23 protein-coding genes and 1 pseudogene are annotated in these 23,093 nt (G+C 62.2%); 18 read left to right on the plus strand and 6 right to left on the minus strand.

Annotation, left to right across the window (positions count from 1 at the left end; translation table 11 throughout):
- Positions 1-25 precede the first annotated feature (25 nt).
- Positions 26-703, minus strand: coding sequence for a TetR/AcrR family transcriptional regulator (locus QYH69_RS02160; protein WP_308830263.1), 678 nt, complete (start codon positions 701-703; stop codon positions 26-28).
- 226 nt (positions 704-929) lie between these two features.
- Here QYH69_RS02160 and QYH69_RS02165 point away from each other — a divergent pair, with 226 nt between their 5' ends.
- Complete coding sequence (locus QYH69_RS02165; RefSeq protein ID WP_308830264.1) at positions 930-1,403, plus strand: nuclear transport factor 2 family protein; 474 nt, start codon at positions 930-932, stop codon at positions 1,401-1,403.
- Between the two features lie 30 nt (positions 1,404-1,433).
- Positions 1,434-2,864, plus strand: coding sequence for an MFS transporter (locus QYH69_RS02170; protein ID WP_308830265.1), 1,431 nt, complete (start codon positions 1,434-1,436; stop codon positions 2,862-2,864).
- A 327-nt stretch (positions 2,865-3,191) separates the two neighbouring features.
- On the opposite strand, the gene QYH69_RS02175 is transcribed toward QYH69_RS02170, so the two are convergent.
- A complete protein-coding gene (locus tag QYH69_RS02175) occupies positions 3,192-3,338 on the minus strand; it encodes a hypothetical protein (RefSeq protein WP_308830266.1) in 147 nt (48 codons plus the stop codon).
- A 203-nt stretch (positions 3,339-3,541) separates the two neighbouring features.
- On the opposite strand from QYH69_RS02175, the pseudogene QYH69_RS02180 reads away from it, so the two are divergent.
- From QYH69_RS02180 to QYH69_RS02190, 3 genes and pseudogenes are all read left to right on the plus strand, one after another.
- Positions 3,542-3,715: pseudogene (locus QYH69_RS02180) on the plus strand (LysR family transcriptional regulator); the annotation flags it as partial.
- Between the two features lie 51 nt (positions 3,716-3,766).
- Positions 3,767-4,498, plus strand: coding sequence for a substrate binding domain-containing protein (locus QYH69_RS02185; protein WP_308830341.1), 732 nt, complete (start codon positions 3,767-3,769; stop codon positions 4,496-4,498).
- A gap of 102 nt (positions 4,499-4,600) precedes the next feature.
- Entirely contained in the window at positions 4,601-5,356 is a 756-nt protein-coding gene (locus QYH69_RS02190; protein ID WP_308830342.1) for an SDR family oxidoreductase, read from the plus strand.
- 458 nt (positions 5,357-5,814) lie between these two features.
- Here QYH69_RS02190 and QYH69_RS02195 read toward each other — a convergent pair whose 3' ends face one another.
- The gene (locus tag QYH69_RS02195) at positions 5,815-6,780 is read right to left on the minus strand and encodes a helix-turn-helix domain-containing protein (protein WP_308830267.1); all 966 of its coding nucleotides are present in this window, start codon (positions 6,778-6,780) and stop codon (positions 5,815-5,817) included.
- A 185-nt stretch (positions 6,781-6,965) separates the two neighbouring features.
- Between QYH69_RS02195 and QYH69_RS02200 the strand changes: the two genes are divergently transcribed.
- From QYH69_RS02200 to QYH69_RS02210, 3 genes are all read left to right on the plus strand, one after another.
- Complete coding sequence (locus QYH69_RS02200; protein WP_308830268.1) at positions 6,966-7,259, plus strand: hypothetical protein; 294 nt, start codon at positions 6,966-6,968, stop codon at positions 7,257-7,259.
- 16 nt (positions 7,260-7,275) lie between these two features.
- Entirely contained in the window at positions 7,276-7,683 is a 408-nt protein-coding gene (locus tag QYH69_RS02205) for an MAPEG family protein (protein WP_308830269.1), read from the plus strand.
- Positions 7,684-7,775: 92 nt separating this feature from the next.
- Positions 7,776-8,642: an NmrA family NAD(P)-binding protein gene (locus QYH69_RS02210; protein ID WP_308830270.1), complete on the plus strand. Its 867-nt coding sequence runs from the start codon at positions 7,776-7,778 to the stop codon at positions 8,640-8,642.
- A 395-nt stretch (positions 8,643-9,037) separates the two neighbouring features.
- On the opposite strand, the gene QYH69_RS02215 is transcribed toward QYH69_RS02210, so the two are convergent.
- Positions 9,038-9,982, minus strand: coding sequence for a LysR family transcriptional regulator (locus QYH69_RS02215; RefSeq protein ID WP_308830271.1), 945 nt, complete (start codon positions 9,980-9,982; stop codon positions 9,038-9,040).
- 104 nt (positions 9,983-10,086) lie between these two features.
- Between QYH69_RS02215 and QYH69_RS02220 the strand changes: the two genes are divergently transcribed.
- Together QYH69_RS02220 and QYH69_RS02225 are read left to right on the plus strand one after the other, a co-directional pair.
- Positions 10,087-10,854 (plus strand): SDR family oxidoreductase, encoded by a 768-nt coding sequence (locus tag QYH69_RS02220; protein WP_308830272.1) that lies wholly within the window; start codon positions 10,087-10,089, stop codon positions 10,852-10,854.
- A gap of 23 nt (positions 10,855-10,877) precedes the next feature.
- The gene (locus QYH69_RS02225) at positions 10,878-11,954 is read left to right on the plus strand and encodes an alkene reductase (protein WP_308830273.1); all 1,077 of its coding nucleotides are present in this window, start codon (positions 10,878-10,880) and stop codon (positions 11,952-11,954) included.
- 354 nt (positions 11,955-12,308) lie between these two features.
- On the opposite strand, the gene QYH69_RS02230 is transcribed toward QYH69_RS02225, so the two are convergent.
- A complete protein-coding gene (locus tag QYH69_RS02230; protein ID WP_308830274.1) occupies positions 12,309-12,902 on the minus strand; it encodes a TetR/AcrR family transcriptional regulator in 594 nt (197 codons plus the stop codon).
- A gap of 145 nt (positions 12,903-13,047) precedes the next feature.
- Between QYH69_RS02230 and QYH69_RS02235 the strand changes: the two genes are divergently transcribed.
- On the plus strand, positions 13,048-14,004 hold the full coding sequence (locus QYH69_RS02235) for an NADP-dependent oxidoreductase (protein WP_308830275.1): 957 nt from the start codon (positions 13,048-13,050) through the stop codon (positions 14,002-14,004).
- 244 nt (positions 14,005-14,248) lie between these two features.
- Here the strand turns inward: QYH69_RS02235 and QYH69_RS02245 are convergent, their stop codons facing one another.
- Entirely contained in the window at positions 14,249-15,442 is a 1,194-nt protein-coding gene (locus tag QYH69_RS02245) for a GGDEF domain-containing protein (RefSeq protein WP_308830276.1), read from the minus strand.
- A gap of 277 nt (positions 15,443-15,719) precedes the next feature.
- Here QYH69_RS02245 and QYH69_RS02250 point away from each other — a divergent pair, with 277 nt between their 5' ends.
- From QYH69_RS02250 to QYH69_RS02280, 7 genes are all read left to right on the plus strand, one after another.
- A complete protein-coding gene (locus QYH69_RS02250) occupies positions 15,720-16,172 on the plus strand; it encodes a MarR family transcriptional regulator (RefSeq protein ID WP_308830277.1) in 453 nt (150 codons plus the stop codon).
- Between the two features lie 29 nt (positions 16,173-16,201).
- Positions 16,202-16,765 carry an isochorismatase family protein gene (locus QYH69_RS02255; protein WP_308830278.1) on the plus strand — a complete coding sequence of 188 codons (564 nt, stop codon included), beginning with the start codon at positions 16,202-16,204 and terminating at the stop codon, positions 16,763-16,765.
- Positions 16,766-16,767: 2 nt separating this feature from the next.
- Positions 16,768-17,097, plus strand: coding sequence for a hypothetical protein (locus tag QYH69_RS02260; RefSeq protein WP_308830279.1), 330 nt, complete (start codon positions 16,768-16,770; stop codon positions 17,095-17,097).
- A complete protein-coding gene (locus QYH69_RS02265; RefSeq protein WP_308830280.1) occupies positions 17,094-18,347 on the plus strand; it encodes an MFS transporter in 1,254 nt (417 codons plus the stop codon). The genes QYH69_RS02260 and QYH69_RS02265 overlap by 4 nt, the downstream gene beginning before the upstream one ends.
- Before the next feature lie 210 nt (positions 18,348-18,557).
- On the plus strand, positions 18,558-19,337 hold the full coding sequence (locus tag QYH69_RS02270; protein WP_308830281.1) for an alpha/beta hydrolase: 780 nt from the start codon (positions 18,558-18,560) through the stop codon (positions 19,335-19,337).
- Positions 19,338-19,730: 393 nt separating this feature from the next.
- Positions 19,731-21,494, plus strand: a complete 1,764-nt coding sequence (locus tag QYH69_RS02275) for an alkaline phosphatase family protein (RefSeq protein ID WP_308830282.1) — start codon at positions 19,731-19,733, stop codon at positions 21,492-21,494.
- Positions 21,495-21,647: 153 nt separating this feature from the next.
- On the plus strand, positions 21,648-23,093 hold the full coding sequence (locus tag QYH69_RS02280; RefSeq protein WP_308830283.1) for a cytochrome c peroxidase: 1,446 nt from the start codon (positions 21,648-21,650) through the stop codon (positions 23,091-23,093).

The following is a 23,093-nucleotide window of genomic DNA, read 5'->3' on the forward strand; positions in this document are numbered from 1 at the left end:
GAAAATCGCGTCGATCGTTCGCGGCTCAGGTGCCCTCAGGCAATGAGAGTCCGTCCCGCGTTTTGCGGACCCCCTTAGGCATTGGCTGGTCCACTGCGGCGTCCCAGATCCCCATCGCGTCATTCACGGCCTTCTCGATGACGGCATGCCGGACATGATCGCGGGCGAGCACGGACAGCCCCTGGAAAAAGCAGTCGAACGCGATGGACAGCGCTGCCGGGTCCGTGCTGCTGCGCAGCTCCCCGCTCTGGATGCCGCGCGCTACGCAGGCGCGGAAGCCGGCGCGCGTGCGACTGCGCACCTCACGAAGCAACTGGGTGACGGCTTCACTGCCGATGGAGCTGGCCCCGACCACGCCCAGCGCGACCATACAGCCCTTTGGGTGGCCACTCTCAGTCTGCATCCGTGCCGACCGGAGCAGCGCCAGGAACACGGCCTCCCGTGGCGGAAGCGACGTGTCATGGAGACTGCGGGTCACCTTGCCATAAATCTCCATGTATCGCTCCAGCGCCTCCTTGTACAGCGCCTCCTTGGACTCAAAGGCCGCATAGAAGCTGGGCGCGGAGATACCCCCGCCGATCGCCGCCTTCAACTGCGACAAAGACGTCGATTCGTAACCATGTTCCCAGAACAGGTGCATCGCCGAAATGACTGCCGCATCGCGGTCGAACGTGCGTGGCCGCCCCCGCTGAACCATGATCATCTCCGTTAGCAAATCATATAAATACTAATCGATACAAAATGTTTGAGCAAGTCTCGACCTATAGCCTCCCGCGCATGGCAGCGGGTCATTCAAGAGTACCGTTGACACGGCCTCGTACATCATCTTATATTTGTATCAATCGGTATTTAAATGCGGGGCAGCGGGGTCATCACACGAGCCCCGCATTTTTTTATCTATTTGTGTACCAATTGATACGGAAAAACCTATGTCCAAAGAACTCGAAGCACGCCTTGACGCCATCGAAAGCCGCTTCGCCATCGATGCGCTGATCGCTAACTACGCCGAGGCGTTCGACACCATGAACATCGAGCTGCTGGCCACTCTCTGGCATCCCGAATCGCGACTGCTCCTGGGCGCGAACGGCAACTCCGAGGGCCTGGAGGCCATCCTGGCGCAAGCACGCATCAACATGAAGCGCATGCCCCACATGCATCATTGGATGGCGAACGCTCTGATCACGGTGGACGGTGACAACGGCCACGGCCTGGTGGCGGCGAACTGTCTTTTTTACGATGTCAATCAGGGCACGCTGCAAGTGAGCGGCCAATACCGCGACGTCTATCAGCGCCGCGAAGGCCGCTGGGCATTCCTGGAGCGCACCTTCACCATGCACTACGCCACGCCGCTCCAGAACTGGCACCCCATCACAGGAACGGAACGCTTCGGCCGTCCGGCCTAACGCGGTCTGCGGCCGCCGAGACTTATGCATATGACAACCTCCTCCACGCGTCGATGGTCGGCGTTCGCGGTGTTGCTGGTGGGAGCATTTCTGCCTCCGCTGGACTTTTTCATCGTGAACGTCGCCCTGCCGTCCATCCAAAGCACGCTCCACACGAGCGCTGCAGAGCTGCAACTCGTCATTTCCGGATACGCCGCGGCTTACGCGGTCTTCCTTATCACAGGAGGACGCTTAGGCGATCTCTTTGGCCGGCGAAGAATTTTTCTGATCGGCGTAACGGGCTTCGGACTGACATCGTTGATGTGCGGGCTCGCATCGTCACCGGCCATACTGATCTTCGGGCGTGTGCTGCAAGGCCTGAGTGCCGCCGCCATGGCGCCGCAAGGGCTGGCCTCCGTTCACGCCCTGTTCCCGGAGAAGGAGCGCGCGCGCGCTTTGGGCCTCTACGGCGCCGCGGTGGGACTGGCTGCCGTAGCAGCGCAGGCGCTCGGGGGTGCGCTGATCTCCGCGGACATCCTTCATCTGGCGTGGCGCGTCGTCTTTCTCATCAATTTGCCGGTCGTCGCCGCCGTCCTGATCTTCGGGCTACCGTTGCTACCCGACGTCCGCGGCGACAGCCCGGCACCTGTAGACCGGATCGGGGTGCTACTCTGCGCGCTCACGCTGGGCTTGCTCATCGTCCCTCTGGTCGAAGGGCGGGAACTGGATTGGCCGTGGTGGGCTTGCGCAATGCTCATCGCGTGCCCTGTCGCTGCCATAGGCTTCTGCCGATATGAGATGGCCTACTCCCGCCGAGGCGGCGTGCCTCTGATCAGCGTGGAACTGATCCGGAGGCCTGGCCTGATGAGCGGGCTGACAGGCGTCCTTTTCTTCTACGTCGTCTCTGCTTTCTTCCTGACGTTCTCCGTCTACCTCCAGGCGGGCCTCGGCATGAGCCCATTCAGGACAGGGCTGGTTTTCCTACCGTTCGGAGTTGGCGCCTTCATCGGGCCGCTGACGACGCCACTGGCCATCCGCCTCTTCGCCGACCGCGTCCCCGCCATCGGCATGATGCTGGAGGTTGCCGGCTGCACACTCCTCGCCGCCCTCGTGGCCGGCGCGCCCGGACAGATGCCGGCTCAGTTTCCCTTGGTCGGGGCGGTAGCACTTCTGGGATTCGGTCAGGGCTGGGCGCTGCCTACGGTGGTCCGTTCGGTCATCAATCGCGCACCGGCGACCGGTTCCGGGATGATCGCGGGGATCACCAACTCGGCGTTGCAAATCAGTGCAGCACTGGGTGTCGCGGTCATCGGCGGCGTCTTCTTCAGCGTGGCAGGGACTTCAGCAGATTCGTTGACCCTGGCCAGGGCACTGGTCGTCGCAATGATGTGCGTCGGCGGCAGTCTGACCGTTTCGGCTGTCCTGTCTATCGTCGCTTCGAGATCGAGCATTCATGCCGCTGCAGGGATCGCGCCTCGTTGAGTCCGGCCCACGATCACTCTCGACTTGAGTGGGACGCCCGCCTGCTGAGACGCTTGCAGCACCGTTGCAAGCAGGATATCTCGATTGAAGAGCATGACGGGTCCGGAATCGAAGCGGCTGGATGAATCTGTTGCTGCTCCTCGGCCCGATAGAAGGGAGTCAGTCAAACGGCCAGTGCACCAGCAGTGAACGGGCCGTGCGAACGACGGTTTTGCGAGAGGGCCGACCGGCCAAACCTGGCCGGTCAGTGCCTCATGCGACAGCATGGATTGCCGGATGCGATCGGCAATAGTGGAGCCTCTTCGTCAAGCTGTTGCAGTCCTATGATCAAGGAGCGGTAGTCCGGAAGCTTTCAAGGGCGGTGACGCGTTCCCACCATTCGCCGACGCCTTTCAGAGCCAGGATTTCATCGCGATGCGGCGTAAGCGCCACGTAGGTCATGATGGGCGCCAGATAAACATCGGCAATGCTCAACACGCTACCTGTTACGTTGGCTCGGGAACGGGCAGCGGAAGAGCTCGCTCAGCAATTCTCGCGGGAAGGGCGCCCGATCTCGGGCCGCCAGGCAATCGGGATGCGTCTGGCTGTCTCCGCCTTGGCCACATCCTTCAAAGAGCAGAGTGACCGACCGCGTGCACGCTTGTTAAGCTTAGGGCTCAGACTATCAGAGAGCCGCCGTGGACGAACTTCGAGCGATTTCTACCTTTATCCGCGCTGCCGAATTGGGCAGTTTCAACCGGGCCGCGCACGCGCAGGGCAGCACACCGCAGGCAGTCAGCAAGGCAATTCGCCAGCTCGAGGAACATCTCGGCGTGCGGCTCTTTCACCGCACGACGCGCAAGAGCGCATTGACCGATGACGGGGCGCGGCTGCTGGAATCGGTGCGCGACAGCATGGAGGGCGTGCGCGCCGCGATGAGCCGCGTGCGCTGTGCGGCGTACGAAGACGAGGGGCTCATTCGCATCAGCGCGGGAGGCGCGGTGGGCCGAAAGGTACTGATGCCGGTCCTCGCCGAATTCAGCGCGCTCTATCCGGCGATCACCTTCGACCTGCTGCTTGAAGATCGCCTGACCGACGCCGTCGCTGAGCGCATCGATGTCGGTTTCAAGGCAGGCAATGCACCCGTCTTGCAGGTCGTGTCGCGTCGGTTGTTTCCCATTCAGCTCGTCGTGTGCGCGTCGCCCGACTATCTCTCAAGGTGCAATGCGCCTGTTCGCATCGATGATCTCGCGAAGCATCGTTGCGTGGGCTATCGCCAACCCGGCACTGGGCAACCAATGCCATGGGAGTTCGAGGTGAAAGGCGAGACCGTGTTCAAAACGATGTCGCCGGTCGTTTGCTGCAGTGACCCGGAGGCGGAGATGCACGCAGTGTTGACGGGGATGGGCATCGGGCAAATCGATAGCATCAACGCGGCTGCACCGTTACGTGCGGGACAGCTGGTACCGCTGCTTGTCGGATCGACGAGCGAACGCATGGGCCTCTACATGTTCTACGCGCAACGATCCAACATGCCGCGCCGCGTGCGCCGTTTCATCGACTTCGCAATCGATCGGTTGGGTGTCGCGAGCGAGTTCCACGTGCCGGCGGCGACGTTAAGAAAAATGGCGAAGCTAAACGAGAGCCGACGCTGATTGGCAACCGGCGGTTGCCAATCAAACATCCGGCAACGAACTACTCGACGAGAACAGCCGTCGACACAATGGCGTCACTTTCACCACGATTGGAGCCTGAAAATGAACACCATTTCTGTCGTGACCGGCGCGAGCCGTGGCCTTGGCCGAAACACCGCGCTGAACATTGCGCGCAAAGGCGGCGACGTCGTGCTGACCTACCTCGGCAATCAGAACGCCGCCGGCGAAGTCGTTGCCGAGATCGAGGCACTTGGCCGCAAGGCGATTGCGCTGCAACTCGACACAGGTCGCGTATCCACCTTCCCCGATTTCGCCGACCGTTTGCGCGATGCATTGCGGGCGAACTGGCGGCGGTCGGCATTCGATCACCTCGTGAACAACGCGGGACATGGCGAGTTCGCGGCGATCGCGGACACGACGGAAGTCCAGTTCGACAAGCTCGTCAATGTCCACTTCAAGGGTGTCTTCTTTTTGACGCAGGCTTTGCTGCCGCTTATCGAAGACGGCGGACGGATCGTTAACCTGTCTTCCGGACTCACTCGCGTGTCCGCACCGGGGTGGTCGGCGTATGCGGCGGCCAAGGGGGCAGTCGAAGTTCTGACGGTCTATATGGCAAAGGAACTGGGGAGCCGCAAGATTGCAGTCAACGTCGTTGCGCCGGGCGCTATCGAGACCGACTTCTTCGGGGGGGCTGTGCGCGATACGCCCAAGTTCAACCAATTCTTCGCGGAAATGACGGCGATGGGGCGCGTCGGCGTTGCGGATGACATCGGCCCGATGATCGCCAGTCTACTCGGCGCGGACAATCGTTGGGTCACCGCACAGAGAATCGAAGTTTCAGGCGGACAAGGTATCTGACGTTTGCGTCTTCGGTGCGTCGGTTGACGCGATCTGATCAACGCCTGATTGTTTGAACGTCTGGAAGGCCGCTTTCGGTGGATGTGCGGCCGCTTCGAATATACGGTGAGCGGCGCTTATGGCCGGTACGATCTCACGCGCTGTGCATGAAGTCTAGTTTGAATACAGGCGCAGCGAGTGGCTGAGTGCGACCCACTCCGGTCAGACGACCACCTTCAAAGCGGTCAGTCAGTCGAATCGGAGGGGGTGCGAGCTGGACCGCCTCGCAACGGCCGTTCGCGACATCACGCAAACGGCCAGGAACGGTCACCCGTCCAAAGCGTCGTCTGAAGATTCAGACGACGCTTGGTCCGAAGTCTGCGGTCCTTCGATTGCGGATGAAGAACATTTGCTTGCTCCGCCGTTGCCGTTATTCGTGCACTACATGGCCCGTTTAGCCGTGCACCGTTCAGGGGCTTTCAGCGCAAGTCAGCGCGCAACTCGCGCACCCCTCTTCCCAAGCGGTCACGCAAGAGGGTTCCCAATGTCGCCCCATCGACGTAGCCCACCTCCGCTGCGATTGCATCAAGGTCAAGGTTGCTGCCGTGAACGAGCGATCTTGCGCGTTCCACGCGCAGGTCTTGGAAGTAGGAGAGCGGTGATTTCCCGAGCACGGCCTGGCAGCGACGTTGCAATGTCCGAGGACTCGTAGCAAGTGCGCGAGCTGCGTTTGCTAGCGAGAAGCCTTCCTTGAGATTGTCCCGCGCCCACCGTTCGAAGCGCTGGATGACGGGATCTGCTTGTGCCAGATGATTTGGGATGATGTAGGGCGCCTGCGACGAACGAAAGTCGGCGAGCAGATAGCGTGACACGACCGCCGCTAGCTCCGGGCTCGCCTTGCGCACCAGCCAAAGCGCTAGATCCAGATGACCCATAGCGGCTCCGGCAGTAACGATCTTGCCCGAGGGTACAAGCATCCGAGTCTCGTCGAGCCGGATCGTTCGGTACCGCTGCCTGAACAACGGACTGAGCCACCAGGTCGTGGTCGCCTCCCCACCGTCGAGCAGCCCAGCCTCGGCCAGAAGGAACGTGCCGATACAGGATGCCGAAATCTGCGCTCCTCCATCATGCCATTTCACTAGCTGCGCCATAGCCTCCTTCACATCCCGCCGTTGGAGCGCGGGGACTAGCAGATCAGGTGTCCCCGTATTCAATGCTGGAACGATGACCCAGTCCGGCTTCATATCCGAGGTTACTGTTTCCACGGGAATCGCCAGTCCTTGCCCGGACCGGACCTTCTTGCGCATGCCCACGATCGTAACGTCGAACGTCAGCGACCCGCCCATTTGCTGGGCGGCGAATTTATGGGCAAGCCCGAGCGCGTCAAGAAGCACGGTCAGACCCGTGTCAAATACGCCGTCGAGGGCCAGCAAGAATATACGCATGACGTAAACGAACCTAGATGTCTTCTTTGCGACTATATCGGGTCGCCCACAGGAAGACAAAAATCGCTCGCTTCGATGTGGCGCGAACGGTATCAAAGTTGACGTTTACGACTGTTCGTTTTACGAGGCAGTGGGTTCACACTTGGGTCCTCACTCAGCCACATCATTGCAAAAGGGGATTACCCATGAAAGTTCTAGCGCTTGGAAAGGGCGTAAAGCCGATCACGGATGAAGTTCGCAAGCAGATCATGCCGAAGGAAGTGCCGCACACGCTCAATCTCTACCTCGAAGGTAAGATCGAGCAGTTCTATTTCACGGAAGACAAGCCCGGCGTCGTCTTCTTCATGAACGTCGCTTCGGTCGACGAAGCGAAGGCGACCGTCAGCGCGATGCCGCTTGCCTCTGCCGGCTTCCTCGATTTCGAGTTCCTGCCGATCGGGCCGCTGAAGCCCCTCGGCATGCTCCTCCAGGGCAAGTAGCTCGGGGGGTTTGGCTATGAAGCTCGCCCCGGAACTCTACTATCTGGCGCTCACGGCCGTTCTGACAGCTCTGATGTGGGTGCCCTACATGGGCGCGCGCATCCTGACCCGTGGGGCCGGCCGCACGCTGGGCGATCCCGCCGACCCGAGCGCATCGGCCGATCCGGCGTGGGCTCAGCGGGCGCGACGCGCACACGCCAATGCGGTCGAAAACTTCGCCGTGTTCGCCCCGCTCGTGATCATCCTCGCGCTGATTGGGGTGAGCACGCCGATGACGGTGCTGGCGGCACAAACCTACCTCGGTGCGCGGGTCGTTCATTACGTCGTCTACGCCGCTGGCCTGCCTGTCGTGCGGACGCTCGCCTTCGTCGTCGGCGTCGGCGCGACGCTGGTGATCGCCGCCGCTGTGCTCGGCCATACCTGACTAATCGCCCTTTCGATCTCTTGCACCGTGCAAGACCCGACCCGCTGCCGCGGGTCGCTGATCCGACTGCAACACTACTGAAGGACCTAGCTATGAAGCCCAATATTCTCATCTCGGGTGCCGCTGGATCGACCGGCAGCATTGCAACGCAGCTCCTCGTGGAACGGGGCTTTCACGTTCGCGCGCTCGTTCGCAAGGAAGACGAACGCTCGGAGAAGCTGAAGGCGCTCGGTGCGGAAGTGGTCGTGGCTGACATTCTCGACTTCCGGGCGATTCAGCCCGTGTTCGAGGGCATCCAGCGCGCCTATTTCTGCTATCCGGTCGCACCCGGCATCGTGCAGGCGACGGTCGATTTCGCGCAGGCCGCCCTCGACGCCAAGGTCGAATATATCGTCAACATTTCGCAGCGAACCTGTCGCGAGGACGCCATCGCCAATTCCGCAATCCAGCATTGGCTGGCGGAGCGGGTCTTCGATCGCTGCGGGGTGCCGGTCACGCATCTGCGGCCAACCGCCTTCAACGAATGGTTGCTCTACTTCCGGCACAAAATCCGGGACGGCGAATACACCGTGCCGTTCGGTCCCAACGGCAAGTTCGCGCCGATCTCCGCGCGCGACCAGGCGGAGGTCATCGCGGCGCTTCTGGCCGATCCGGCCGAGCACATCGGCAAGACGTATCCGCTGCTCGGACCCGTCGAGCTGACCCCTCCGCAGATCGCCGATGCCGTTTCCAAGACCCTCGGCAAGGAGGTTCGCTACGAGCAGGTGTCGCCGGAAGAGTGGGTCCAGATCGTGTTCGGGGGCGATTTCGCCTGGGGCGCGGAGCACCTCAAGGGGATCGTCCAGCAGCACGCGCGCGGCGATATGGCCGGGACCAACGACATCGTGGAGCGGATCACCGGCCACAAGCCGGAGTCGGTGCCCGAGTTCGTCGAGCGAAACCGCGCGGCCTTCGCGTAACTCTGATCGGAGACCGAGCTGATGCAATGCCTTATCAACAAGGCGATCGAGGCCCACGGCGGCATGAAGCGTTGGAACGAAGTTCGGGAAATTTCCGTCATCGCTGTCCCTGACGGTGTTGCCTTGCACCGAGGGGGCAGGCGGCGACGTACTGCTGGATCTGGCCGGCGATAAGCTCGTACGTTTGCTGCCCGAACCGCATTCAGACGCAGGCATGATTCCCCTTTACTACGCTTCGCGGCGGCTCTAGCCCGCGAAGACGCGTGTGTTCATCGACTTTGCGATGGAGAATTTTCGGCAGCTCGGAGAAGGCGCAAAGATTCCATGCGACGAAGGACGAGCGTGTGACGGACCGCATATCCAACCGATGACCGCGTATTCTTCGACGACAAGCGCTAGGAAGCGTGAGCCTGCACCAGTACGTCCCAAGGCGCAGGAGACGGAAAGATGTCCTGCAAAAATCCGACAAACGCTCTCACCGCCGGATTACTTCGCCGGCTCTCGGGCCACACGGCATGCAGATGGAATCTGTCGTAGGCGAACTCATGGAGCACAGGGACAAGTTCGTGCCGTCGAACGAATGGCGCCGCGATATACGTTGTCGAAATCCCGATACCGGCGCCGGCCGCCAACGTCGCGGCAATCGCGTCGCTGACATCGATAATTAAGCTCGACGCGGGCGTGAACTCGACGAGCTTGCCTCCCACGTCGAATGGCCACGCAGCCTCCTGGCCCGTCGACTGATATCTGAAGTTCACGCAATCGTGTTGCAAGAGATCGTTCGGATGCTGCGGCACGCCCCGCTCAAGCAGATATTCCGGCGACGCGAACGCGCAAATCCGATGCGGCGCAAGACGGCGCGCGATCATCCGGGTGTCGCTAGGATCGCCGACGCGAATGGCGACATCCACGCCCTCCTCGATCAGATCGACGTATCGATCGCTCAGGCGCACATCGACGGTCACTTTCGGGTGCTGCCGGCGAAAAGCGGGCAACGCGGGCGCAAGGATGTTCACGCCGACGGGCAGCGGCGCCGTCACCTTGAGCGTTCCGGCCGGCTCCGCGCGCGCGGCGGCGACGCCTTGCTCGATAGCTTCCGCCTCGCGCAATAAGCGTTGCGTGCGCTCCAGAAGATCGCGTCCCTCCGGCGTCAGCGTCAGCGAGCGCGTGGTCCGGCTGAACAGCCTGAGTCCGAAATGCTTCTCCAGCCGCTGGATGCTCTTGCTGATAGCCGATGGCGAAACGGACAGCGAACGCGCGGCAGCCGTATAGCTGCCAAGCGATGCGGCACGCGCGAAAGCAATCAGCCCAGTCAGTCTTTCGACGACAATTTGTTCCATGATGGCATCATTAAAGCGAACAACGGCCTGATTATCAAGTCAAGTTTCGCGAATTAACCTTCTTCCATCGACGCCACATCGGCGAAGTCAAACAGGAGAAGGACATGAACGCGAATACGAAAGTGCAGGCCGCACAGGCCACGGAAGACGCCAACGGCGCATTGGCAGGCAAGACCGCACTCATTTTTGGCGGAACGTCGGGCATCGGGCTCGATGCGGCTCTTCAGGCGAAGCGCGCGGGCGCCGCAGTCATCGTCGTGGGTCGATCGGCGGATACGACTCAACGCGTCGCCGCGCAACATGGCTTCGCCGGATGGCGCGCAGCTGACGTGACCGACGCGCACGCGCTGCAGCAGGCGGTAAGCGACATTCCGAAGGTCGATCACCTGGTCTTGCTGGCCGGCACCTTCGTCGCGGGGACGGTGCGCGAGGCGGACGTCGCACATCTGCGGGACGCGTTCGAGGAACGCATCTGGGCGGCCGTGCATGTCATTCGTGCTCTGGGCGACCGCTTGAGCACCGATGGCTCGATCACGTTCATCTCGGGCAGTCTCGCCGACCGTCCGAACGCCTACGGCACCGCGGTGCTCGCGGCGGCATCGGCAGCCATGGAAGCGTTCGCGCGCGGCCTGGCGCTCGAAATGGCGCCGGTGCGCGTCAACACACTGTCGCCCGGTCCGATCGACACGCCGATCCTGCGCAAAGCGCTCGGCGACGCGCGCGATGCGGTCGTCGCAAACATGGAGAAGACGCTGCCGCTGCATCGTCTCGGCACCGCCAGCGAAGCCGGCGCAGGCGTAGTGTTCCTGATGACCAACGGCTTCATGAACGGAGCGACGCTCAACGTCGATGGCGGCGCGCGCCTCGTGTAACGCCACAGCCAACGGAGATAGAGATGACTACGCTTTTCGACCCGATCCGGCTGGGCGATATCGAAGCGCCGAACCGCATCTTCATGGCGCCGATGACGCGCGCGCGAGGTACGCGGGATCACGTGCCGACATCGATCATGGCGCAGTATTACGCCCAGCGCGCGAGCGCCGGACTCATCATCAGCGAGGCGATCGGCATCTCGCAGCAGGGCTTGGGATGGCCCTTCGCGACCGGCCTCTGGTCCGACGAACAGGTGGCGGGCTGGCTGCGCGTCACCGACGCGGTACACGCGGCCGACGGGCGCATCATCGCGCAGCTCTGGCACATGGGGCGCACCGTGCATCCCAGCTTCAATGGCGGCGTGCAGCCGTTATCAGCGTCGGGCACGACCGCGCCGGGACACGCGCACACCTATAACGGCAAGCAGCCGTACGTCGCGGGCAGACCCATGCGCGCGGACGAAGTGCCTGCGCTCCTCGACGATTTTCGCCGCGCGACGCGAAATGCACTGCGCGCGGGGTTCGATGGCGTGCAGGTGCATGCCGCCAACGGATATCTGATCGACGAGTTCTTGCGCGACGGGACCAACTTCCGCGACGATGCGTACGGCGGCAGCATCGAAAATCGCGTCCGGCTGCTGATGCAAGTTACGCAGGCGGTGATCGAGATTGCCGGTGCTGGCCGCACCGGGGTGAGGCTCACGCCCAACGGCACGGACCAGGGTGTGCGCGACAGCGATCCGGAGCCCGTGTTCGTCGCCGCAGCGCGGACGCTATCGGCGCTCGGTGTCGCGCATCTGGAACTACGAGAACCGCCGATGAACGGGACTTTCGGCGCATCCGATCGGCCGCCCTTCGCGCCCGCCATCAGGAAGGCGTTCGCAGGCGTGATCATCTTGAATTCCGATTACGGTCCGGATCGCGCGGCGGCGGCTGTCTCCAGCGACGAGGCGGACGCCATCGCCTTCGGCCGACCGTTCATCGCAAATCCGGATTTGCCGCAGCGTTTCACCACAGGCGCTCCGTTGGCGGCCGATAAGGGGGTGTTGTGGTTCACGCAGGGGCCCGAAGGCTATCTCGACTACCCCGCTCTTGCCTGAACAGATGAAGGTCCGCTCCTGGCGGTTTGAGGCAGTGCGGGCGCCAATTAGCTTACCGAACAACGGCCATTCAGCGAGGGCGGACGAGGTCTCCGTTAGCCACACTGGACGACGACCTCGACTGGCTGCTCATGGCCGACTACAACCCGGCGCAGTCCCCCGACGCGCCCCGACTCGACCTGTGCAGCCATCTCGAGCGCGTCGTCAACTTCGAGGCGAGCTATCGGACCGTGCTTTCAAGCCTGGTATGACCAAGCAGAAGATGTACGGCGCGCGGACGTTTTTCGTCCGGCGGTAAATCAGCAATGCCTTATAACAACTTCGGAGCCAAAAACGGCAGTCCGGGTGTGAGGACTACCGCGCCCCTGTCTCGTCACCCGGTCTCCGAGCGAACGTCACGAGATCGCTCAATTCCTGGAACGCGTGTTCGACGTGGACGCCGAGATCCGTCGATCCGCTTTCAAACCAGGCGGCCACCGCCTGACCCAGCGCCGCCATGCCGACTTGTGCCGCCAGGCCGGCGGCACGGTCGGGCACGCCGCGCTGCCGGAATGCCTCGACAAGCGCCGACATGACGGCGCGGGACTTCGTCTGTGCCCGCTCCTGCAAGGCGGGGTGGGCCGCGATGATGTGTCGACGCGGCTCGGTAAACGAGCGGTTCTGGATGAAGAGTGGCTCGACCGACGGAAACGCGCGAACCAGGGCTTCCAGCGGTCCGACGCCCGACGGAACGCTCGCCACCGCGCTCGTCAGTGTCGAGATGAACTCGTCTTCCCCGCCGAACAGCACTTCCCGCTTATCGGGGAAATGACGAAAGAAAGTGCGCTGCGTGACACCGGCCTCAGCCGCAATGTCGGCCGCCGTCGTGTCGTCGTAACCACGGGTTTGATAGAGCTTGAGCGCCGCCTCCTGAAGACGGCGCCGCACTTTCTCGGGATCTCTGGGCATGATTCACCAATCGTATTGTCACAAACTGACTTTGCGCGTATCGTCAGCATATGACGATACGCTATCGTTGTTCTCCGTCCGCCGCAAGCGTGGCAGAGGCAACCGCGCGTCTCGCATCTGTTGCCAACCGTCACGGAGAATTGCAATGTCGGGTTCCGATCCATCAACGATGAAAGCCCTTTGGGTTCAGCGCTATGGTGCGCCGGCCGATGTGCTGCATCTGGCCGATGTTCCTCTCCCCGCACCGCGTGCGGGGCAGGTGCGTGTCCGGGTTCATGCGTGCGCTTTTAATCCGGCCGACTGGGCGGTATGCGAGGGTTTCTTTCCGCTGCCGCCGCCGCGCGGCATCGGCTTCGACGTGGCGGGAACGGTCGATGCGATCGGGGAGGGCGTCACAGACGTCGCGATCGGCGATCGCGTGTTTGGCGTTCCCGACTATCTTGGCTATCCGAGCGCCGGAGCGGCGGAATTCGCCGTCCTGAAAGTATGGTTCGCCGTGCCGCACGGGTTGAGCCTCGAGCACGCGGCGTGTCTCCCCATGGCCGTCGAAACGGCCACGCGCAGCATCGACCTGCTTGGTCTATCGAAAGGGCAAACCATCATGATCAACGGCGGCGGGACGATGACCGGGTTTGCCGCTGTCCAGATCGCCCTGCTGCGCGGGGCCCATGTGATCGCCAGTGCCGGCGAAATGTTCGCAAGTCGCTTGCGTGCGCTGGGCGCGAAAGTGACACCGTATGGCGAAGGGATGGTCGAACGTGTTCGCGAGATCGCGCAAGGCGCGACTGATTTCGCCTTGCACACCGCGCGTGTCGAAGGCGTACTGCCCGACCTCATACGGATCGTGGGCGGCGACCCTCTCCGGGTGATGAGCGTCAGCGATTTCGACGAGGGCGGCCTCGGCGTTCGCACGACAGGGCGCGAGAAGGGCGCGGTGCATCGCTACGACGTACTCGGACACTACGCGCGGCTGGCCGCCATCGGGCAGTTCGCCATTCCGGTCGCGCGCACGTTCACGTGGGACGACTGGCGCGAAGCGGTCGAACTGAGCATGGCCGGGCGCGCGCACGGCAAGCTGCTGCTCATCCCCGGACCGCGTTGAACGGCCGCGCGAGGCCATGTCGATGAATCGGTCGAAGAAGCGCGGCGTCGCCTCGTTGGTCATCGGAACGTTCCAGTGGCGATCCATCACGATCGCGGGAAAGGGAACTGGGCATGCTATCTCCCGGGAGATGAGCGCTACCGGAATGGAGGCGCTACAGCGGAAGAGCAGCGGTGGTCGGTCATTGCGCCAATTACATCTCATGTGATCAACGCGGCTCCAGTGCTTGCCCGCGTTCGGGCGATCACACGATGTCAAGCTCGGGGGCATCCCACGTCTGACCTGACGGCTCCGTGATCACCCGGTTCCTTCCCGCACGCTTCGCCGCATAGAGCAGGTGATCGGCCCGAGCCAGCAACTCCCCGACCGCCTCGCCAGGCCGATACCGGGCAATCCCGGCACTCGTCGTGACGCACAGCGTGGTATCGATTTGATCGAAGCGGGAAGACGCCAGCACGGTGCGTAAGCGCTCGGCGATCTGATACGCCAATTTGTCGTCAGCGATCGGTAACAGAAGCACAAACTCCTCGCCGCCGATGCGCGCCACCACGTCCTTCTCGCGCACTGCGGCGCGCAGGATGGCGGCGAACTGGCGCAGCACTGCGTCGCCGGCCGCATGCCCGTAACGGTCGTTGATGGATTTGAAGTTGTCGATGTCGAAAGCGATCAGCGCGAGCGGATAGCTTCGCTTGTCCGCGACGCGGCGGCCTGCCAGGCGTTCGAACGCACGCCGGTTTAATGTTTCCGTGAGCGAGTCGAGATCGCGTTCGACCGTCAGCCGGTCGATCACGTCCGACATCGCGGCCGCCAGCAGCACAAGCCCCAACACAGCGCCCATCAGGGCGAGCGACAACTGCAGCATGACCCAGAAGAGGGTCTGCGCGAACGGCGCAGTGCTATGAGGCAGCGGGTGGATTGTAGTGAGCGGCGTCCTGATGAAAAAACTGGCGCCGAAGATCAGCAGCACCCAGAGAAGAACGCGGTTAACGGTGCGTCCATTGCAGTGTTTCCTGAAACGGAGCGCGGTCAACATCATCAACACCCCGGCGCTGAGATTCAGGATGTAGACGCGCACGAGCAGGTTCGACGTCACAAAGGAGAAGTAATACATGCCGCCCAGCACGAGCGCGAACATCGCCGCATGCGTCGCTAGCCGCCAGCGAAGCCCAGCCCTGCGCAGCACACCCTCCGCCAACAGTTGAACGCTTGACACATAAAACGCTGCCGATATCAGCGCGTTCAATCTCCATTCATCGGGCAGGTGGCAGATCTGCACTGCCGAGCCGAGGGCGAACGCAACAAATGAAGCGGCGAGAAAGCGCAGATAGCGCAGCCGCCTATCGTAGATCCACGCACAGGCAAAGCCGAGCGAAAAGACTGCCGTAATTCCTGGGATGATCAACTGAACGAGTTGATTGGGCGTTATATGAGCGGGCATGTGGCTTGTTCTCCGCTGACGGCCGCGACATCGCCGGGCCTGGCAGTGGCGGTTCTCGGGGCGCGTATCGCCAGCCGCCATGTGCGACTCCCTCGAAAATGGAGGAGCATCCGATCGGTCAGAGGATTGTACGCCCGGTGACTGGGAGTTTTCGGGCAATGCGAGGTCGCCGCACGCGGGACAGATGCGAAGCAGTACGCGCTTTCCGCTCAAATTCAGACGGGTATATATACAGTCAATATGTACAGATAGACTGTATATATGCTATCGTCGCCTTATGACGAAACAATCGAACACGTCCGAGACTCCCGAGTTAGCCGCTCTGGCCGGCGAGCTGCGCATTTCGCTGGGCAAACTGATTCGCCGGCTGCGCGAGCAGGCACATCCGGGCGACTTCACCTCTGCCCAGAAGTCGGTTCTCCTGCGTCTGGACCGCGATGGGGCCGCCACGGTCTCCGCTCTCGCCCGGGCAGAGAGCGTGCGTCCGCAATCCATGCGCATCACGGTCGCCGGTCTGGAGGCGATGGGGGCCGTGAGGGGCGAGCCCGACCCGGCCGATGGCCGGCAAACGCTAATAAGCCTGACCCCGCGTTTCCGGAAACAGCTCAAGGCGAGCCGGGCTGCCAAGGAAGACTGGCTGGTCCGCGCCCTCCAGGCGCAACTGTCTCCGCGGGAACAAGGCGAACTCATGGCCGCGGTCAGACTGCTACAGCGGCTCGCCAACTTCTAAGCCATTCCCCGTCCATTTCAGGAAATAACATGGCCCTGACCACGCTCGATCCGAACACCGCCCTCATCATCGTTGACTTGCAAAAGGGCATCGTCGGCTTTTCCTTCATCCATCCCATTGACGAGATCGTGAATCGTTCGCGCGCGCTGCTCGACGCGTTTCGCGAACGCGGCCTGCCGGTCGTCCTCGTCAACGTTGCCGGGGTAGCGCCTGGCCGCACCGAGCGGCAGCGCCGCAGCGAACCGTATCCGGCCGGGTGGACAGATTTCATCCCCGCGCTTGATCAGCAGCCCGGCGACATCGTCGTGACGAAGCGAACCTGGGGCGCGTTCGCCAGCACCGACCTCGAAAACCGGCTGAAGTCAATCGGCGTGACCCAGGTCGTCGTCGCCGGCGTCGCCACCGGAACGGGCGTCGAGTCGACCGCACGCCAGGCGTACGAGCATGGCTTCAACGTCACGTTAGCCCTCGACGCCATGACTGAGGCGCGTCCCGAGGCTCACGAATACAGCATCCAGAACGTCTTCCCGAAGCTCGGCGAAACCGGTACGGCCCAGGACATCATCGATCTGCTGGCAGCGAGGAGCGTCTAGGAATGGAATGGCTTCATTTTGTGTCGTGGTTCTGTGGCGGTGCCTTTTTCGCGAACGCCATACCGCACTACGTGAGCGGCCTGATGGGAAGACCGTTCCAAAGTCCATTCGCGAAACCGCCGGGGCAAGGGCTGTCGTCATCGACCGTGAACGTGCTCTGGGGTTTTCTCAATCTGGTCTTCGGCTATCTGCTCGTTTGCCGCGTCGGCAATTTCGACCCGAGAGACACGCGTGATGCCCTCGCGCTCGGGCTCGGCTCGCTGGCACTCGGCTTGTACACGGCGCGACATTTCGGCCGCTTCCACGGCGGCAATACGCCGAACCGTTCGTGAGTGTTCCGGCAGCCGGCGTCTTCCGTTCGCTGAGAAACGTCAACTACCGCGTCTGGGCGGCCGGCGCGCTGGTTTCGAACGTGGGCACCTGGATGCAACGCACAGCGCAGGACTGGCTCGTGCTGACCCAACTCACCCATCACAATGCGGCGGCCGTGGGCACAGTCATGGCGCTCCAGTTCGGGCCACAGCTTCTGCTGCTGCCCTGGACAGGCTTCGCCGCCGATCACTACAACCAGCGCAAATTGCTGATGGCCACCCAGGCCGTACTGGGCGTTCTGGCCTTGATGCTCGGTCTTCTCACGGTGACTGGCATCGTCGAGCTCTGGCACGTCTATGTATTCGCGTTTCTGTCGGGCTGCGCCTCGGCGTTCGATGCCCCCGTGCGTCAGACATTCGTGGCCGAACTTGTCGGCGATGCGGATCTGCCGAACGCGGTCGCGCTCAACTCGACTTCGTTCAACGCGGCACGGATGATCGGGCCGGCGGTGGCCGGTCTGGTCATCGCTTCGATTGGCACAGGCTGGGCGTTTCTGCTGAACGGCGCCAGTTTTCTAGCGGTGCTGGCATCCCTGTTTCTGCTACGCGTGTCCGCTCTGCATGCGAATGCACGGGCACACCGGACCAAGGGGAGTCTCACTGGGGGATTGCGCTATGTGTGGTCCCGACCGGACCTCAAGGCGATCCTCGTCATGCTGTTCCTGATCGGCACGTTCGGATTGAATTTCCCGATCTTCATCTCGACCATGGCGGTCAGTGTTTTTCACGCTGATGCACGTGGTTACGGCCTCCTGTCGTCGATCATGGCCGTCGGTACCATTTCAGGGGCACTGCTTGCCGCCGGCCGCGATCGGCCACGGTTCATGTCCTTGCCGATCGGCGCCGCGATCTTCGGAATCGGCTGCACGCTGGCCGCTATCGCCCCAGGCTACTGGTTATTCGCTGGCGCGCTAGTCGTCATTGGTGTGGCCGCCTTGACCTTCACCAACGCCACCAACAGCCTGATGCAGCTCACGACCGAGCCTTCCATGCGGGGGCGCGTGATGGCTTTGCGCGTCGCCATCGCGCTCGGCGGTACGCCGATCGGAGCGCCGCTCGTGGGCTGGGTAGCCGACCATCTGGGGCCGCGCTGGGCTCTCGGTGTCGGCGCGACGTCGGGCGTTGCCGCGGCGATGGTAGCGGTCCACGCCATGACGCAACGGATTCATCGGCCACGCGAAGGCGGATTCGAAACGCGCGACTCGCAGTGATGTGGCGATCGGCCCGATTCAGAAGCGGAGCGGGCGCTCCAATGTCCGGCGGTCGTGACACCAGGCGCGACGTGGCATTGCAAGGCACCGGCCCTGCGCTTCGTCATTTTTTTGTAATAACTGGGTAACCGCCTGGTTCGAACCGCGCCCGTACACTTTCCTCACGATGTTTCAACACCACCGCAGCAACATCAACGAAAGGAAACCGGCATGAAACGCAGCATAATCGGCGCTACTCTCACCGCGCTCTCTTTGACGTTCGCAGCTCACCCGGCGCTGGCCGAGACGAATGCACCCGCCACCCCCGTTCACAATATCGTGCTCGTGCACGGCCTGTTTGCCGACGGGTCCAGTTGGGAAAAGGTCATTCCCCTGTTGCAGGCAAAGGGATTCCATGTGACCTCGGTTCAGAACCCGACGACATCGCTGGACGCGGACGTCGATGCGGTCAAGCGCGCGCTCGCTCAGCAAGACGGGCCGACGCTGCTGGTTGCCCACTCGTATGGGGGCATGGTTATCAGTCAGGCAGGCGACGATCCGAAGGTCACGGGCCTCGTCTATATCGCAGCACGCGCGCCCGAAGCCGGCGAAGACTATCCTGCGCTGACGCGCAAGTTCCCGGCTGCTCCAGCATCCGCGGGACTGCAATGGTCCGCGGACGGCTATGGCAAGCTTTCCGAAAATGCATTCGTCAAGGACTTCGCAGGCGACCTGCCGACTGCGGAGGCCGAAAAGTACTACGCGGTGCAGCAGCCCATCGGCAAGGCCATCACCATGGCCAAAACGACCGTCGCGGCGTGGCACGACAAACCGACATGGTATGCCGTCTCAACCGAAGACCGCACGATCAACCCCGATCTCGAACGATTTATGGCGAATCGGATGAAGGCACACACGATCGAGATTCCTTCGTCACACGTATCGCTGATTTCGCACCCGCAGGAAGTGGCTAATCTGATTCTGGAAGCGGCGGGGCAGCAGGCGAAGTGACGACTGGTCGAGGGGCGGCGTTCGCAATGAGGGAGTGGATATGCTCTTGTTGCGAGGCGCCCTGTTCGGGTACCTGAGCATCGATTTTCAACGGCCTGTACCGATTGCCGCGGATTCCGCAAACAATCGGCTACCGACTACCCGGATACATCGGAATCCAGATCGATTCCTGAGGGGGTGACATTGGTATAGCGCGCTTTGAAAGCAGTCGGAAAGTAATTAGAGCGAATATGAAAGAAGGTATTTAGAAAGCTAATAGCCTCTATTTATTTATATTCCGATGTTTCAATTCGGTGGCTTCAAACCGCAGATACGCAGAACGCACCGCCTGGCGCACCTGCGTTCTCCACACGTACCGAAAGCGCTATACCGCGAATCTGGAGCCCCCCGAGCATGTTGAGAAACGCCTTGTTACCCATATCGCTGGCGGTGACGCTATTTGCGCTGGCCGCCTGCGGAAGCGACGATAGTAGCGCCCCTGCTGCATCAACGCCGCCCGCGGCCGCGTCCGTATCTGTTCAGGACGCACTTCCAACCGCTACGCCGATCAAGCACGTAGTCGTGATCTTTGGCGAAAACCGGTCATTCGACCACTACTTCGGCACGTACCCGAACGCCGCGAACCCTCCGGGCGAAACGCCGGTGTTTACGCCGCTGCCGAATACGCCAAAGGTGAATAACCTGCTCGGCGCCACGCCTTCGCTGCTGACAGCCAACCCGAACACGATCAACACGCAGAACCTGGCGATCGTGGTCACGCCGGCCATTCCGGCGTCGGGCACGCAGGCTGCCGTGCCTGCCGTGACGATTTCGCCGTCGCTGCTGAACCCGTTCCGTCTTGACCGCGCTCAGGCCAACACTGCCGACCAGAGCCACTCGTATGGTCCGGAACAAAACGCCTATGACAACGGCGCGATGGACGCTTTCCCCGCCAACACCGGCAAGGCGACGACCGGGGCCGCCGGCCAGTTCGGCACGAAAGCTCAGGTGATGGGTTACTTCGACGGCAACACGGTGACGGCACTCTGGAACTATGCGCAGAACTTCGCCATGAGCCAGAACGCCTATACCGACACGTTCGGCCCGTCGACGCCGGGCGCTATTGCCGTCGTCTCCGGCCAGAACAACGGTGTGGTGCCGGTGATCGGCAGCGCGTCGACGGTGAATGACGGCCAGGGCGGCCTCAGCCTGACCGGCGATACGGATCCGGCCGGCGATACCTGCTCGTCGACAAAAAGCACGATGCACATGACGTCGAAGAACATCGGCGATCTGCTGAACGCGAGGAACATCACGTGGGGCGGCTTCATGGGCGGCTTCAACCTGCAGACCATCAACGCCAACGGTTCGACGGGCTGCACCCGCACGACCTTCTCGAGCGTGCTCGGCGGCAATGTGCCGGACTACGTTCCGCACCACATCTTCTTCCAGTACTACGCGTCCACGGCGAACCCGACGCACGCACGCCCGAGCTCGCTCGCGGCGATCGGCAATACGCTCGAAGCGGATGGCAAGACGGTTGATCCGGCTAACCACAACTACGATACCGACGACTTCTTTGCAGCGGTTTCGGCGGGCAACTATCCGTCGGTCAGCTACCTGAAGGCACCGGCAATCGGCGACGGTCACCCGGGCAACTCGGATCCGATCGACGAACAGGCGTTCATCGTAAAGGTGGTCAACTTCCTGCAGCAGCAGCCGGACTGGAAGAACACGGCCGTGATCATCACGTACGACGACTCGGACGGCTGGTACGACCATCGTTACCAACCGCCGAAGACAGCTTCGTTCTCGTCCTCGGATTCGTTGAATGGCCCGGGCACCTGCAACGTGGCGGGCACGTCGGTACAAGGCGTGGGCGTGAACGGCGCGGCAGTGCAGGGCCGTTGCGGCCCCGGCACGCGCATTCCGTTCCTCGTGATCTCGCCGTATGCAAAGGCCAACTACGTCGACGACGTGCAGATCAACCAGTCGTCGGTGGTGAAGTTCATCGAGGATAACTGGCTCGGCGGTCAACGCATCGGCCAGGGTTCCAACGATGCGAACGACGGCAGCATCATGGGCATGTTCGACTTCACGCAAAACGTGACCACGCCGCGCACCCTGTTCCTCGATCCGAACATGGGCACCAGGCTGGCGGCGGCTCCTACGAACTAAAGAAGAAGCCTGCTTCATTTGTCCCGGGTCCGGTGCGCGAGCGTAGCGCGCGCCGGCCGGCGATGAAGACGTCTGCGTCTTGTGCGTCGAGCCAGGCTCTCCGTCGGCTCGACCATCTGTTTTGTGCTGTTGCGCCCTTGTTTTTCTGATCACATGAACCAGCCATTGCATACCGTTTCGCCGGCGGCTCCTTCCGCCGGCGGCGCCCGCGCACCCGATGCCGTTCGCCGGACCGCACGTCGCACCGTTTTATGGAGTCTCGCGGTTAGCATGCTTGCCGCGTTTGCCGTGAGCGCCTATGCGCTTGTCTATCCGCAGCGGATGCCGGAACCGGTGGGATTGCTGGTCGAGGACCTGACCGGTGCGAATCCTCATCCGATCGTGCTCAGGCGGCCGCTGGCGGAGCCTTTGAGCGGGCTCGCGCAGCTTGGCAAACAGATATTCAACGATCCGTCGCTGTCGGCGTCGGGAAAGCAGTCGTGCGCGTCATGCCACAGCGCGCAGAATTCATACGGACCGCCAAATGCATTTCCTGTGCAGTTCGGCGGTGCGCATATGACGCTCGCGGGCTACCGGTCGCCGCCGTCGCTGGCCTATCTGTATCGGCAACAAGGATTCAGCATCGGGCCTGAAGCGGCAGAAACCGATATTCCGCCGGACCTGAGCGCGCTTGCCGCGCAGGCCGCGGGCACGACGCGAGCGGTGAAGACGGCGGGCGCGGCTCCCGCGGCGCCGGCGATGGTGCCGCAGGGCGGACTGTTCTGGGACGGCCGCGTCGATACTTTGCAGGAGCAGGCCTTGGGTCCGCTGCTCAATCCGGTGGAGATGGCCAATACCAGCGAAGCCGAGGTGGCGCACAAGCTGGCGGCGGCGAAGTATGCCGATGCCTTCAAGGCGTTTTTCGGCGTCAACGTGCTCAATACAACGGGTCTGCTGGTGGCGGAGGCGATGTCGGCGGTGAGCCGCTACGAGTTCGAAGATCAGTCGTTCCATGAATTCAGCAGCAAGTACGACTACTGGCTCGAAGGCAAGGCGCGCCTGACGCAGGCCGAGTTACACGGCATGCGGCTTTTCAACGATCCGAACAAGGCGAACTGCGCGGGATGTCACCTGAGCCAGCCGAGCAAGGACGGCTTGCCGCCGTTGTTTACGGATACGCAATACGAGGCGCTGGGCGCGCCGCGCAATCCGGAAATTGCGGCCAACAAGGATCCGAAGTTTTACGATCTGGGCGTCTGCGGGCCGTTCCGCCGTGACCTCGCGAATCAGACGCAGTACTGCGGAATGTTCCTGACGCCGACCCTGCGCAATTCCGCTAACCGGCCGGTGTACTTTCACAATGGCGTCTATCGCACGCTCGAGCAGGTGATGGATTTCTATAATTTCCGGAACACGAATCCGGACAGGATCTATCCGCGTGATGCGTCGGGGAAGGTGGTGAAGTACAACGATATTCCGCCGCAGTTCCAGGCGAATGTGGATGTGGTCGATGCGCCGTTTGACCGGAAATTTGGGGATAAGCCCGCAATGACGGAAGGTGAGATGCGTGACATCATCGCGTTTGTCAAAACGTTGAACGACGGGTTTAAACCCAATTAG

This window comes from Paraburkholderia sp. SARCC-3016, from assembly GCF_031119615.1.
GTDB lineage: Bacteria > Pseudomonadota > Gammaproteobacteria > Burkholderiales > Burkholderiaceae > Paraburkholderia.